The organism is Lachnoclostridium sp. An196, assembly GCF_002160135.1.
GTDB classification, from domain to species: domain Bacteria; phylum Bacillota; class Clostridia; order Lachnospirales; family Lachnospiraceae; genus Hominiventricola; species Hominiventricola avistercoris.
This window is the reverse complement of sequence record NZ_NFJZ01000003.1, coordinates 13,395-26,543: the sequence shown is the minus strand read 5'-3', so window position 1 is coordinate 26,543 and position 13,149 is coordinate 13,395. Positions and strand designations below refer to the sequence as shown.

The window sequence follows — 13,149 nt, the reverse complement described above, 5'->3', positions numbered from 1 at the left end:
CGCGTCCCTGATAAGAAAAAGCCGGAAGGCTTCCGCGCGAAAGCGCAGGAAACCTGCCGGCGGCTGCGGTCCGTCCTGTCAGGATATGAGATTCTCCGGGTTCAGGCATTCAAGTTCCGGGATGACAAATCTTCCGTCTTTTCGGATCAGCACATCGTCAAACCAGATCTCCCCTCCGCCATATTCCGGCCGCTGGATACACACAAGATCCCAGTGGATCGAAGAAGCGTTTCCATTAGGCGCTTCCTCATAACAGTTGCCCGGTGTGAAATGGAAGGACCCCATAATCTTTTCATCAAACAAAGTATCCTTCATGGGTTTCAGTATATAAGGATTCACGCCGATGGCGAATTCTCCCACATAGCGGGCACCCTCATCGGTGTCAAATACCTGATTGATTCTTCCTGTATCATTTGCCTCTGCCTTTATAATCTTTCCATTCTCAAAGGTCAGGCGGATATTCTCGTAAGTAAATCCCTGGTATACGGACGGCGTATTGTAGCTGAGCACGCCGTTTACGGAATCCCGCACCGGCGCCGTATAGACCTCTCCGTCCGGGATATTGCATTCTCCCGCGCAGGGGATCGCCGGAATTCCTTTGATCGAGAAAATCAGATCCGTGCCGTTTCCCTTGATGTGCACCCTGTCCGTCCGCTCCATCAGTTCCACCAGAGGTTTCATGGCCCGGGCCATCCTGCTGTAATCCAGGCAGCATACCCGGAAATAGAAATCCTCAAAAGCCTCCGTACTCGTCCCGTTCAACTGCGCCATGGCGTCATTGGGATAGCGAAGCACCACCCAGCGGGTCTTTGGCACCCGGATATCATGGTGCACCGGGGTCATATAATACTTTTCATAGAGGGCCATCTTCTCCGCCGGCACATCGGACAGCTCTGATACATTGTCGCTGCCCCGCACAGCAATATAGCAGTCCATACGGGACATCTCCAGCGCGTCGATCTCCGCCATCAGTTCCATCTGTTCCCTGGTGCATTCCATCAGCTGTCTGCGTTGCACCTTGGGATCTGTATAGTGCACAAACGGAAGACCGCCCGCCTCATAAACCGCTTTCACCAGTTCGCCGGCCAGTTCCGCCGTAGACGCTCCGGTATAATGAATATAAACTTTGTCGCCATTCCCCACACGGCAAGAATAATTAACCAGATTTCCGGCAAGTTTCCGGATCCTCTCATCCATACTCAGACCTCTCTTTCCTATGGCAGATACGTGAAAAACAGATTTCCGGCAGCCTCAAACATGGAGGCGCTGTCGTTCATACCTGCCCGCCTCAGGTCGCTCTGCCCGGGCTCATAATATACAATATTCTGCGCATCATATCCCACGATCAGCACCGCGCTGCCGGTATCCGTCACCGCCATGACCGGCGCTCCCGCGCTTATATAATAGAGGACCTCGTCCAGGCTGCATCCCGGCAGCAGGCAGCAGCTGTCTCCAAGTTCATCCCGGCAGATCTCCCATGCCGCATTTCCGGCATTCAGCGCCCCCTGCACGTCTGTATAAATCTGTTTCTGACGCAGCAGAAGCTGCAGGCACTGCGCCAGGCTGTCGCCGGTGTTCTCTGCCGTCTCCGGAATCTCAAACCCATCAAGCTGCGCTCTTGTCGCCTGCGCTCCTCTTTCCCAGAAGCAGCGGGACCCGTCTCTCCATACGCTTCCCATCTCCTCATCCGCATATCTCACAGCCGCAGACAAAGTCTCAAATCCGGATGCTTCCCCGGCAAATGTATAAGCCAGATAGAACTCTCTGTCCGAAGGAGCAACCTCCAGGGTACGGTCATCCTCATACAGCACCAGACGCACTCTTGGCTGTCTCATGGAACCATTCTTTAAAGTGCCCGAATAGTCAAAACCATATTCATTTCTTCTGGTTTCATCCTCTTTTACCGTGAGCACCAGCTGTTCCGGCTCGCTCTCGCTGGTATAAGTAATTGGTTCCGGAAGCGCTTCCGCGTAAGAACCGTCCCCCTGTCTGCTTACACATTCCAGGTCTATACGGTTCTCCACAATCGTAACTCCAACCACATATTTCCCTCTGGAAGTATAATTGAATTCCCGCACCTCATTGCCGGAATGATCGCGAATCACCACACGGTACATAGGTATGGTCTCTTCCCCTGCCAGATTTGTTACAATATCCGAAGCATACGCGGTTCCATAGATGAAATCTTCCTCCATGAATCCCAGCGCCTGAAGCACCTCCCCGGACTCCGCCCGGATCTCCCGGATCCTTCCGGACTGTACGTCCAGAAGACTGATGGCAGTCCCTTCCGCGGCGGTCCAGGCCGCCAGCGCGCCGTTTCCTGAAATCTTCAAATCATCCTGGGACACATTTTCCTCTAATACCTGCACAGAACAATCCGCAAGATTGATCTGCAGGATCTGGCCTCCGTAAGAAAGCCATGCCGTCCCGTTCGCATTTTCAGCCGCCAACGCTCCCAGTTCTTCCTTCACCGCCTGATAAGGATGATCGCTGGGCAGGAAAAACTGCTCTTCAACCGTGTTCAAAAGCGCGTCATAGCGGCAGAGCAGCACGCCGCTCATGCCTTCATAACGTCCCCGGTTCATGTAACCGTAGACCAGGAAGTCCATACTTCCGGAATCCTCCACGCTCAGGATCCGGAAATCATGGGCATCATAAGTCCCCCTCCCGTCGTCTCCGTCCGCAAACCCATAGACCAGGCTCAAACGGTTCTGACCGAAATCGAAGGACCAGAGCTGCCCCTGCTGTACAAACCCGATCACATTTTCTTCTTCATTTTTCAGCCAGTTCACTTCTTCACTCTGGATACCCATCTGAATGCGTCCGTCTTCCACCAGCTGAGAACCCGGCTCAAAGATCCTGTCTGCCGTACGTTCATAGGCAAGCAGATACATCCTGGTACTGGTATAGCGGACGCGGTACGCCTCTTCTACCTGATAGGATTCACCCGTCTGGGTATTCCTGATCTGATACTGTAATTTTAAAGAAGCCACATCATCACTGACACCGGTAAATGTCAGTTCCGGATCTGTCGTCCTCTCTATCTGCATATCTCCCCAGGTCATAGGGCCTGTCCTGGAATGAATATTCACATACCCCAGAGAAGAACCGTCCATGGAACTGTCGCTCTCCAGATAAGGCAGAATATAATCCATATCCTTCTGAAGTATCCGATTGTGAAACTCCAGGGCAAAATCCACGCACTCCTGTATATGGTTCTCTCCCTGATAACTCAGCTGTGAATAATACCAGACGTCCCCATGCTCATGGGTCTGCACATTCAGAACCAGCAGATACAACTCTCCCTCCGCCAGCAAATCTTTCAGCTCCAGAGAAAAATGAAGATATCTTCCGTCGTCCTCTCCCTGCAGACCTTCTCCGCTCTCGATCAGACGGCTCATATCCAGGCTGCGCACTTCATAAGAGACGCTCTCAATCTCCGCATTGTATTTTTCCACAGCCAGCCCTACCACATGATCTTCTGACACTCCGATGACCGTATCCTTCATGTAACTGCCGTCCATAGGCTGTACATATCCATGCATTTCATTAAACAACTGCCCGTCCTGTTCTGCGAAAGCCACGGGCAGAGTCGCCTCTGCCATCGTCGTGGTCATATCCCTGTTTCTCATCCGGGTGGCATAGCTCATGACTCCTATCCCCGCCAGAAAACACAGCAGCACGGTGCCATATCTGATGATCCATTTTTTCATATATATCTGTCTGTCTCCATACTTCCCTTTGTTATGTGCATATTCTAGCAATCTTTTTCCGGAAGGTCAATATGCCGCCAAACGGTTCATCTCCATCCGGACCGGTTCTTCTTCCTCCTGCGCAGCATCTCCTGCAGGAGAAGAACTCCGATCAGATCCTGCAGCTGTTCCCACTTAGGTTCCGGTTCTTCAAAATTCTCCTGTGCTCTTGCCTCTTCCCACACAGATTTTGCCTGTCGAAGAAGGGAGAGCCGGTCCGGATACTCATCATACATCATGCTTCCCGGATACTCCAGACGGGTACACACTTCTTCCACATAAGGCTGCAGACGGCGCGCCATGATCGGATAGAGCTCCTGCAGACGGCGGCTGTCCATCTCGTCCTCCATGCGTTCCGGTGAATTCCACAGATTCCAACAGTTCAGCCGGGTTCCGTAAGGATACAGCCACGGATACATCCTTCCCTGCTGCGTGCCCATGGACGCCGGATCCATATAATAGGGATTCCAATCTCCTTGATTCCTCATGGATTCCACTCCATTCTATTTTCTTATATATTACCTATATGCAGAAGCCCGTATACTGGTTCTGGGGAAATATGGTATAATGATCAAATGATCATTTGAAAACGGAGGCTCATTTATGCTGTATTTTGAAAACGACTACAGTGAAGGCGCTCACAAAGTCATTCTGCAGAAACTGATCGATACAAATATGGAGAAATTACCCGGATACGGGACTGACAGATACTGTGAATCAGCAAAAAAAAAGATCCGCTCCGCATGCGGGTGTCCCGGGGCCGGAATCTTCTTTCTGATGGGCGGGACCCAGACCAACGCTGTAGTGATCCGTTCCATGCTCAAAGCGTACGAAGGCGTGCTCTGCGCTTTTTCCGGACATATTGCGGCTCATGAGGCCGGAGCCATAGAATACACCGGGCACAAAGTGCTCCCCCTGCCTCATACAGACGGGAAAATATCCTCGGAAACATTAAAAGAATATCTGGAAACCTTTTATGGCGATGAGAATCATGAGCACATGGTATTTCCGGGCATGCTCTATATTTCCCATCCCACAGAGTACGGGACACTGTATTCCCGAAAAGAGCTGGAAGCGCTCGCCTCCGTATGTCAGGAGTATCATATTCCTCTGTATCTGGACGGCGCCAGGCTGGGATATGCCCTCGCCTGCAGTTCTTCTGATGTCACACTGGAGGATATTGCCCGCTGCACCGACGCGTTTTATATCGGAGGCACAAAAACAGGCGCGCTCTGCGGAGAAGCCGTCGTTTTCCCCGGACAGGCTCCCGATCATTTCCTGACTATAGTAAAACAACAGGGAGCTTTACTGGCCAAAGGACGGCTGCTGGGCATTCAATTCGACACGCTGTTCACCGACCAGCTGTATCTTCACATCAGCAGGAACGCCATCGCGACAGCCGCACGGCTGAGGGATGCCTTTCGAGGAAAAGGGTATCGCTTTCTCCTGGACTCGCCCACTAACCAGCTCTTTGTGATACTGGACAACCAGAAGATGGAAGCATTAAGCAAATCCGTAAGATTCAGCTTCTGGGAAAAATATGATGAAAGTCACACAGTCGTAAGATTCGCCACCAGCTGGGCGACAAAAATGGAAGATGTCAACGCGCTGGAAGCGCTGTTATAAAGTTATGGGAATTTCCTGTTTTCTCAGGCTCTGGCGGCATGCCGGAGCCTGTTCAATCCGGAAAAAACACTTCTGTAATCTCCCCGTCCTGAAACTTTGCATAGAACAACGCGGTCTGTTCATGATCTGTTTTTTCCTCTGCCAGATCTGCAAACTCCTCAAAACTCATTACGCTGTAAAGACCACTGTCTCCAGGCTCCTCCATCACGAACAGACAGTCCTCAGAAAATAAAATTTCAGTCCGGTCCAGAACAGGAACAGATACAGACTTTCCATTTTTCGACACACTGCGCGCTCTTACTGTATAAATCCCGTCCCACACAGCCCCGTCCACAAAATCCTCTGCTTTCAGATCCCGGCCGTTTCCATCCATCGCATACTGTATTACATTTACAGGATCTTCTTTCTGTGTTGAGGATAAATCCTGTCTTTCTGACACATAGCAGCTGACGCCGGATTCATATCCTTCCAGAAAGGCCTTCGCCTGTTCTATATCCAGTTTAACCCAGATCTGGTTCTGTTCCTGATTTACCCCCTCAATCTCAAGAAGCGCGAACCTTTCCTCCCCGGAAGTCTCTCCGTGCCCGTTCCGGCAAAAGTCCAGCATAATTCCCGGGCGCAGTGAATCCGCCCCCGTTCCCGCAATCATCTTTTCCGGGAACGCGAGAAAACACATGCCATTCTTCTGTTTTAATGCGAACGGACCTCTGGCTATCACTTCAATGCGGTCCGCAGGTTCAGAAAACTGCGCCGGCCAGGTCTCCATAATACTGACATCTTCTGGAAATACAAGCTTTATCAGATCGCCGTTTTCCAGCTCCTCAAAATCCTCTGTCAGAGTACGCGAAGTTATTTTTTCTGTTTCGGGAACCTCCGTCTGGCCCCGGCCCGGAATATTTACTACTTGCCTGCGGCTCCCGTTCATGTCCAGATTCTCCACAATTCCGTAGAAAACAACCCCTTCTTGATTATCGTAAACAGGATTCAGGTACGGGAAAAGAAAGCACAGAACACAAAACATTATTATGCCTGCCGCCAGCAGGACACCTGCGATGCCGTCCCTTTTCATCTCCTTGGCCCCCCTTATCTTCCAGTATATGCCAGATCCAGATATCCTTGTCGGGGGTTCTTTTCTGTAAAAATCCGGTCACTCTCCGACTGCCCCTCCACTTTTTATCCGCTCCATCATATTCCGTCGCTGCTTTGTCTGTCCTATCGTGCCCAAAATAGTTCGAGGGCACGCAAACACGTACCCTCTGAGTCTATTGAATATATCGTGTCTCTTATAGATCCTTAAATTTTTTAAAACTGTCCTGAATCAACAGATATTCCTCCCACGGAACACTTTTTAATAGATTCTGGCGTTCTACAAACTGTTCCGCTGCTGTTCTCACAGAAAAGTAAACGTCAAACTTTGCTTTGGTTACATACCTGCGTTTTGATAAATACCTCTTATCAGGATCAACGGAATCCACAAAAACATTTCCCTGTTTGATAATAGTATTATCATAGGTGTCCATTTCAGCAATCGCATCCAGCAGAAATGTTTCCATTGCTCCTGTCTGTTCAAATGGAATCACCAGCAAAAGTAAATCCACTGATATTTCTTTTCCCTGTCCATTTTTCATCTTGCAGTGAACCCATTCGTTATTCTTTATTGTCTGATCAGTATATACAGTTCTCGCTGTCAGAATCCGACTGATTTTTGTACAGAAATCAACTTCTGTATCCACTTCGTCACGATCCGTCAAAATAATAATTTTATTGTATTCTTCTCCATTTGTTGCAAAGCTGTTCAATTCCAGAATATAATCAAATTTATCCTCAATCTGGCTAGCGCCGCCGCTTCCCCCAATGCAGAGCGTCCGTTCTTCCTTTTTCAGTTTTCTGAACGTCCTAAATTTTCTGCTTAAAGGGATACGTTCGCTTGTATCTTCCCATCCATACGCTTTTCTCAGAAAATACTGCAAAAGAATGGAATCCGTGGAGCCTTCACAAATTATAATACTATTCATCTTATCTCAGCTCCAATCCCATTTCGTCCTGTACTTCTACTGCTTTTTCCCCCGATAAACGACGCACGGCAATCCTGTCTTCGTTTTTATACAGAGTATATAAAGAAGTATTATCCCGTACTTCCTCAGAACATTTTAAGACTTTATCAATAGCCTCTTTGCTGTGAGTAGTCAGGAACACCTGCACATTAAGTTTCAGACAGGTTTCCAATATCCAGCCAAACGTCCTGTCCATTGCAGATGTATGAATAGCGGTTTCAAACTCATCCAGCAAAAGAATGCCATCCTGAGCTTTTAAGACAGCACTCATAAGCAAGATCGCCTTTTTCATGCCATCGCCATACACATTAAGCGGCAATGCCTCTTTATAAGATTTTGATAATATCTTATAGACACCTCTGCTTGCACGATATTTATCGTCATTGTCATAATTAATACTTATAATATCCTCATCATAGTCTTTCAGGATCTCAAGCATTTCCTCGTACAAATTCGGATATTTTAAAATATCTGTAAGGTAGATATCCGCTTCTGTATGCCTGGACGGCGAAATATACACAACATTACGTTTTGATTTGAGCACGGGGGACTTTTGATTATCTTCTATTCGCCTTTGACCGTCGAATATATATCCTTCTGCTTTCAGCTTCCCGTTGATAAAAAGATGTATTTCCATCTTATTTACACTATGAACAATTTCATCTGACAAATCCCCTTTTTTTGAAAATGTCATGGAAACTCCCTGAATCTTTTCATATTCAGATTCTGTCAGTTCTTCTTCTATGATTTCTGCAAAAAGCCGGATATTTTCAGTGTTTATTCCTGTCCCGGATTCTTGTTTCACAACGGTATACTCGATACATTTGTTCTCCCTGTTGACATCAAAAAGGTCATATATCCCTTCATAATATGAGTACGGAGAAAATGGAACAACTCTACTAACATTTCTTCTCAGCACCGTCCCCCAAATTTTAAAATTTTCCGGATTGCTATAAGTCTGTAAGACCTCCAGTACACTTGTCTTTCCACAATTGTTATCTCCTGTCAGAATATTAATGGGAGATAGTTCATTTAATTGCAATGAAGAAATCCCTCTGAAAGATTTAATATCTAAACTTTTTATATATATCATTTCCGTTCCCTTCCTTAAAGTTTAAACGATACCATAAGCTCTTTAATCGTTCAATCAGAGATTCGTACGTATTTTTTGGGGGGCTGCAAAGCATGTCTATATTATAATGTATCTAAGCAATAATCTCTACTATTTTTTCTGTTCTGCATAAATAAACCGAACAGATTTTGTTATTCAATTCATCTCTGGCAATTTTACCAGAACTTCCGTCCCTTCTCCCTCTTTCGATCGAATGGCAAAAGAGCAGTTATTTCCGTAAATATAATGGATTCTTCCCTTAATGTTCCGTATACCTATATGTTTTCCCCTTATTTTGGAAATTGGCTGTTTTTCCAGCTCTTCAATCATTTTTTCCGACATGCCGATTCCATTGTCTTTTATGGAAATCCATATATAATCTCCATCCTTTTTTACTTGAATCTGGATGCAGCCTCCCAGTATTTCTCCATCTTCATCGCGGTTGCACAATATTCCGTGGAACAAAGCGTTTTCTACCAACGGCTGTATCACATTTTTTGCAATATAACAGCCTTTTGCCTCTTTTTCTATCTGGATTTCTGTTTTAAACGTGTCCGCATAACGATATTTTTGAATAATCAAAAACTGCTCCGTTACTTTAATCTCCTGGTCAACGGTATCGTAAACCTCTTCCAGATCAATTCGAAGCCTGTCTTTCAAGATCTCTATCATAGCCCTGTTTACCGCGATCACATCTTCATTTCGGCCTTTTTGCGCAAGATAAGTAATCATGTTCATAGTATTGTAGATAAAATGCGGATCTACCTGAGAGATCAAAAGACTGTAGCGCATCTTTTGTTCTCTTTTTTCCTGCTCAAGCATCTTATCTATGTTTTCCTGTAACTTTTCTGCCATGAGATTAAAGCTTCTTCCAACCTCCGCAATTTCATCGTTGGATTCGACTTGTATGCGCGCCTGTAAATTGCCTTTTGCGATCTCCTGCATCTGCTCTGATACTTTGGAAAGAGGCGCAGTAAATTTCTTTACAATCGGAAGCATGATCAGCACCACGCAAAGCCCGAATACAGCCACCAGAACCTCATCCAGCAAGATTAATGACTGATTATTCAGGAGTATATCCTCCCTCGTCAGCCGGCACATAATCTTCCATCCGGCAGGTTCTGAAAATCGTACTGTTGTTATCGCTCCCGGTTCTTCATAATATCCTTCCATATAAGAATTTCCATATTCCAGATTTTCCAGAACTTCATTTATAGAAATCCCCGTCTCCTTCATTCCGGACAAAAAGACCTGATTCTCGCTGTTCATCAGCAGATAATCATTACTGTACCCGCTCATTTTTTCTGCTATATATATTATCTGATCGAAAGCAGATATCACAACAATCCGCCCTGACATCTGACTGTCCTGATAAGGCAGCACGTACCCATAAACCATATTAAACGTGTTTCCCCAAGCTGTTGTAGAATCCCCATCCTCTAAAAAAGGATCTATAAAATCCCCCTCGTTTTCGGGTATTGCCTGCAGTTTTTCTCTCAAATATCCTTTTATTTTGTCGGAGAATCCTACCGTTGAATAATCATATTCATTTTTACTGTCATGCAGTTCAATGTATATGCCCCTCACAGAATAAGATTTCATCTTATTTTTTACCGCCAATCCGGATAAATATATACGTATCTGGGCTTTCTTTTGTTCGGTTGGATTCCTCATACATTCCCAGATCAGATTTTTTAATTCTCCATCTTCTGCCACTACTTCTGTGAAGCGCTCCAGTTCTTCAAAATACTGATCTATCTGAGTCATAATCTGCTCATTCAGTATCATGGTATTATCGCGGTCATTTTGACTGCTTGTCATATATACGATCTGAGAAAGCATCAGCGTCATCGTAACAAACATCAACAGTACTACGATAATTTGCGCAAAAAACAGTTTATTCTTTAATTTCATTTTTTATCTGTCAGTTCTCTCCGATACCGATTAGGCGTTATGCCTGTAAAATCCTTAAAAATCTTGCTGAAGTACTGGCTGGACGTATAACCCACGCGCTCCGATACTTCATAGACCATATAGTCTCCGCTCTCAAACAGTTTTTTTGCATTCTCAATCCTGACGCTGTTTATAAAATCATTAATGCCTGTTCCTACTTCTTCCTTGAATTTAGTAGAAAGCCAGGATGGGCTGATATTTACATGTTTTGCGACACCAGAAAGAGAGCATTCCTCTTCTCCATAATGCTCTCTGATATATTTTATGGCATTCGCAATTGTAGAAGAGCACGCCCCCTCGTCTTTTTCTCCCTGTAAAAACCATATTTCCTCTACCTTAAATTCCACATAGCTTACCAGTTCTTCAGGGATACTCAAATCATAAGCAGAACTCCCCTCCATCATAGAGAATCTTCTTCCGCTTCTTACGCCTGCAAGAGACCCTTCGAACATATGAAAAGCTTCAAAAATACTTTTTATATACCACAAATAAGTTACATAATCCTCCCCCAGAACTGCGTCTTTCACAGTCTGCAGAAACATTCCTATTCCATCCCTGTCTTCCTGCTTTATCCTGAAATACAGGTCTTCAGGTGTGACAGAGGGCGGGACTGCGCCCTGTAAACCCGGCTGTGACAAACTCTCCGAAAATTCCAACAGCTGTGCATCCTTCTTCAAATATCTCTGTGATAATTGATTTTTATTCTCATGATAAAGCTTGCCAAACTGCCTCAATGATCCTTTTCGCCGACAATAATACAGATAAAATCTTCCTTCTGTTTCCCGGTTCATACTCCGAAAAACCTGTCTGGCATAATAATAGATATTTTCGACAATCTCTTTTTCGCCATATACATTCCCCATAAGATCCAAAACTGCCAAAGTCTCATTTTCATTTATGTCAAAAACTGACACCAGTTTCACTCTTTCCGTCTCATTCTTTCTGCATATACTTGAAAACTGATAGCCATAAACAGATATAGGTGTCGGATTCTGAGGAATATAAGAGCTGATAAATCTTGGCACCACTCTCTGAGCCAGAATAAGGTAATAATAGTTCTTATGCAATTTAAGATAATCACTTTCATCCAGCATAATCCGATACTGCTCTTCCGGCATATTCTTTTCAAACAATTCTTTAAAAATCACATTAATTGTATAACTGCTTTTTGCCTTTTCTTTTTCAATAACCTCTTTTAATCTTAATATCTTCTTTAATAGAGTCTCTTCATCCAAGTCGCTTTTGAGGATGTAGTCATCAATATTCAACCGAATTGCCTGTTTTACATAATCAAAGTTCTTATATGCAGACAAGAACAGTATATGGGAATTTCCTCCATACTCCCTCATCGCATCCACCAGTTCCAATCCGCTCATCACAGGCATCTTCACATCAGATATGATTAACTCCGGCCGACATTTTTTATAAATGGCCAGCGCCTGCTCCGGGTCTGATGTCACTCCAACCAGGTAAAAGCCATAATAATTCCAGTCAATAATATTTTCCAGGTATTCCAGCGCCAGTTTTTCATCATCCACCAACAGCACATTGATCATATCTTTCCCCCCCTAGTAAGTATATAACGGCATCCGGAGCCGTGCAAGAATCTGTTCCTGCACTGCCCCGGACACCGCCGTTCAACTTTTTCTTATTGATGTGCTTCTGCCAATTCCCTTCTTTGCTTCCGGCTGTTTATAAAATCCAGTACTCTCTGATTATTATAAGTAAAAATCATGATAATCAGCAGGAACACACCGGAGGCCGTGTCCTGAAGCGATGCAGACAGTCCCATGCTCAAAAGCCCTGTTGTCAGCATATTCAGAATGAAATTACCTACAAAAATTCCAATCAGAAGATTGCAGTACGGTTCCAGTGCCAATCCTACATAAATTCCCAACATGCAGTTAAAAATAATATTTGTACTGGACATATACATAGGCGTATCAATGGATCCCTGTATAGAAATTTTTAACAGCGCCGCTACCCCCAGGAATAATGCAGATACTACATAGCATAAAAATGCGGTCTTTTTAGTATCCACTCCGGCGCTTTTCGCTATCTGCTGTGAACTCGCGCATGCCCGTACATGATATCCAAATTTTGTATGATTAAATATGATATAAAAGAGTACAAACATGACCGCGAAGATAACCAGACACCATGGAAATCTTCCTAATGTAGTAATCTCGCCGCTGACCGCCGTTACCCAGGATATACTTGCCAAATTCGACAATGTTTCATAAACCATGCAGACACCCAGAGCAGTTACAATCGCAGGAACTTTTAAAAGCATATACATAATTCCGGAGACAGTTCCCAGGACAATCCCCGCTCCTACTACCAGCAGCACAAATGGTACGAGTCCAATTCCATATAAGTACACCATCTTGGCACCAAACATGGCTGACAGCATCACGACTGCTCCCGCACTCAGATCCATTCTGTCGCAAAGCATATTGCAGCACATCGCATAAGAGATCAGCGTCGGTGTCAAAGTCTGCTTCAGGTTCATAATAATACTGGAAGGCTTTCCAAAATTGCCGCCGGAGCAGACAAAGAACAGTATATACACAAATACGGGAAGCAGAATCACTTTAAATGCATTTTTCAGATTGATGGATGTGATCTTCATTTTAGTTCCCCTTTCCGAAAG

At 45.2% G+C, this 13,149-nt stretch carries 10 protein-coding genes; 1 reads left to right on the top strand and 9 read right to left on the bottom strand.

The window, feature by feature from the left end; all coding sequences use genetic code 11:
• Window positions 1–78: 78 nt before the first annotated feature.
• The 3 genes from B5F29_RS04590 to B5F29_RS04580 all read right to left on the bottom strand — a co-directional run bounded on the left by B5F29_RS04590 (window position 79) and on the right by B5F29_RS04580 (window position 4,240).
• Window positions 79–1,197, bottom strand: a complete 1,119-nt coding sequence (locus tag B5F29_RS04590; RefSeq protein WP_087153509.1) for an aminopeptidase — start codon at window positions 1,195–1,197, stop codon at window positions 79–81.
• A 17-nt stretch (window positions 1,198–1,214) separates the two neighbouring features.
• Entirely contained in the window at window positions 1,215–3,713 is a 2,499-nt protein-coding gene (locus B5F29_RS04585; RefSeq protein ID WP_087153508.1) for a hypothetical protein, read from the bottom strand.
• A gap of 86 nt (window positions 3,714–3,799) precedes the next feature.
• A complete protein-coding gene (locus B5F29_RS04580; protein ID WP_242955577.1) occupies window positions 3,800–4,240 on the bottom strand; it encodes a hypothetical protein in 441 nt (146 codons plus the stop codon).
• A gap of 115 nt (window positions 4,241–4,355) precedes the next feature.
• Between B5F29_RS04580 and B5F29_RS04575 the strand changes: the two genes are divergently transcribed.
• Entirely contained in the window at window positions 4,356–5,378 is a 1,023-nt protein-coding gene (locus B5F29_RS04575) for a threonine aldolase family protein (RefSeq protein ID WP_087153507.1), read from the top strand.
• A gap of 52 nt (window positions 5,379–5,430) precedes the next feature.
• On the opposite strand, the gene B5F29_RS04570 is transcribed toward B5F29_RS04575, so the two are convergent.
• The 6 genes from B5F29_RS04570 to B5F29_RS04545 all read right to left on the bottom strand — a co-directional run bounded on the left by B5F29_RS04570 (window position 5,431) and on the right by B5F29_RS04545 (window position 13,128).
• Window positions 5,431–6,447: a hypothetical protein gene (locus B5F29_RS04570; RefSeq protein ID WP_087153506.1), complete on the bottom strand. Its 1,017-nt coding sequence runs from the start codon at window positions 6,445–6,447 to the stop codon at window positions 5,431–5,433.
• Window positions 6,448–6,661: 214 nt separating this feature from the next.
• Window positions 6,662–7,393 carry a DUF3226 domain-containing protein gene (locus B5F29_RS04565; protein ID WP_087153505.1) on the bottom strand — a complete coding sequence of 244 codons (732 nt, stop codon included), beginning with the start codon at window positions 7,391–7,393 and terminating at the stop codon, window positions 6,662–6,664.
• A gap of 1 nt (window position 7,394) precedes the next feature.
• Window positions 7,395–8,525 (bottom strand): AAA family ATPase, encoded by a 1,131-nt coding sequence (locus B5F29_RS04560; protein ID WP_087153504.1) that lies wholly within the window; start codon window positions 8,523–8,525, stop codon window positions 7,395–7,397.
• A 174-nt stretch (window positions 8,526–8,699) separates the two neighbouring features.
• The gene (locus tag B5F29_RS04555; RefSeq protein WP_087153503.1) at window positions 8,700–10,457 is read right to left on the bottom strand and encodes a sensor histidine kinase; all 1,758 of its coding nucleotides are present in this window, start codon (window positions 10,455–10,457) and stop codon (window positions 8,700–8,702) included.
• Window positions 10,454–12,052, bottom strand: coding sequence for a response regulator transcription factor (locus tag B5F29_RS04550; protein WP_087153502.1), 1,599 nt, complete (start codon window positions 12,050–12,052; stop codon window positions 10,454–10,456). The genes B5F29_RS04555 and B5F29_RS04550 overlap by 4 nt, the downstream gene beginning before the upstream one ends.
• Before the next feature lie 92 nt (window positions 12,053–12,144).
• The gene (locus tag B5F29_RS04545) at window positions 12,145–13,128 is read right to left on the bottom strand and encodes an ABC transporter permease (protein WP_162608366.1); all 984 of its coding nucleotides are present in this window, start codon (window positions 13,126–13,128) and stop codon (window positions 12,145–12,147) included.
• Window positions 13,129–13,149 lie beyond the last annotated feature (21 nt).

Bases quoted from the DNA above. Each gene is read 5' to 3' on its own strand.
- B5F29_RS04590 (WP_087153509.1), bottom strand. From the start codon at position 1,197: ATGGATGAGAGGATCCGGAAACTTGCCGGAAATCTGGTTAATTATTCT.
- B5F29_RS04585 (WP_087153508.1), bottom strand. From the start codon at position 3,713: ATGAAAAAATGGATCATCAGATATGGCACCGTGCTGCTGTGTTTTCTG.
- B5F29_RS04580 (WP_242955577.1), bottom strand. From the start codon at position 4,240: ATGAGGAATCAAGGAGATTGGAATCCCTATTATATGGATCCGGCGTCC.
- B5F29_RS04575 (WP_087153507.1), top strand. From the start codon at position 4,356: ATGCTGTATTTTGAAAACGACTACAGTGAAGGCGCTCACAAAGTCATT.
- B5F29_RS04570 (WP_087153506.1), bottom strand. From the start codon at position 6,447: ATGAAAAGGGACGGCATCGCAGGTGTCCTGCTGGCGGCAGGCATAATA.
- B5F29_RS04565 (WP_087153505.1), bottom strand. From the start codon at position 7,393: ATGAATAGTATTATAATTTGTGAAGGCTCCACGGATTCCATTCTTTTG.
- B5F29_RS04560 (WP_087153504.1), bottom strand. From the start codon at position 8,525: ATGATATATATAAAAAGTTTAGATATTAAATCTTTCAGAGGGATTTCT.
- B5F29_RS04555 (WP_087153503.1), bottom strand. From the start codon at position 10,457: ATGAAATTAAAGAATAAACTGTTTTTTGCGCAAATTATCGTAGTACTG.
- B5F29_RS04550 (WP_087153502.1), bottom strand. From the start codon at position 12,052: ATGATCAATGTGCTGTTGGTGGATGATGAAAAACTGGCGCTGGAATAC.
- B5F29_RS04545 (WP_162608366.1), bottom strand. From the start codon at position 13,128: ATGAAGATCACATCCATCAATCTGAAAAATGCATTTAAAGTGATTCTG.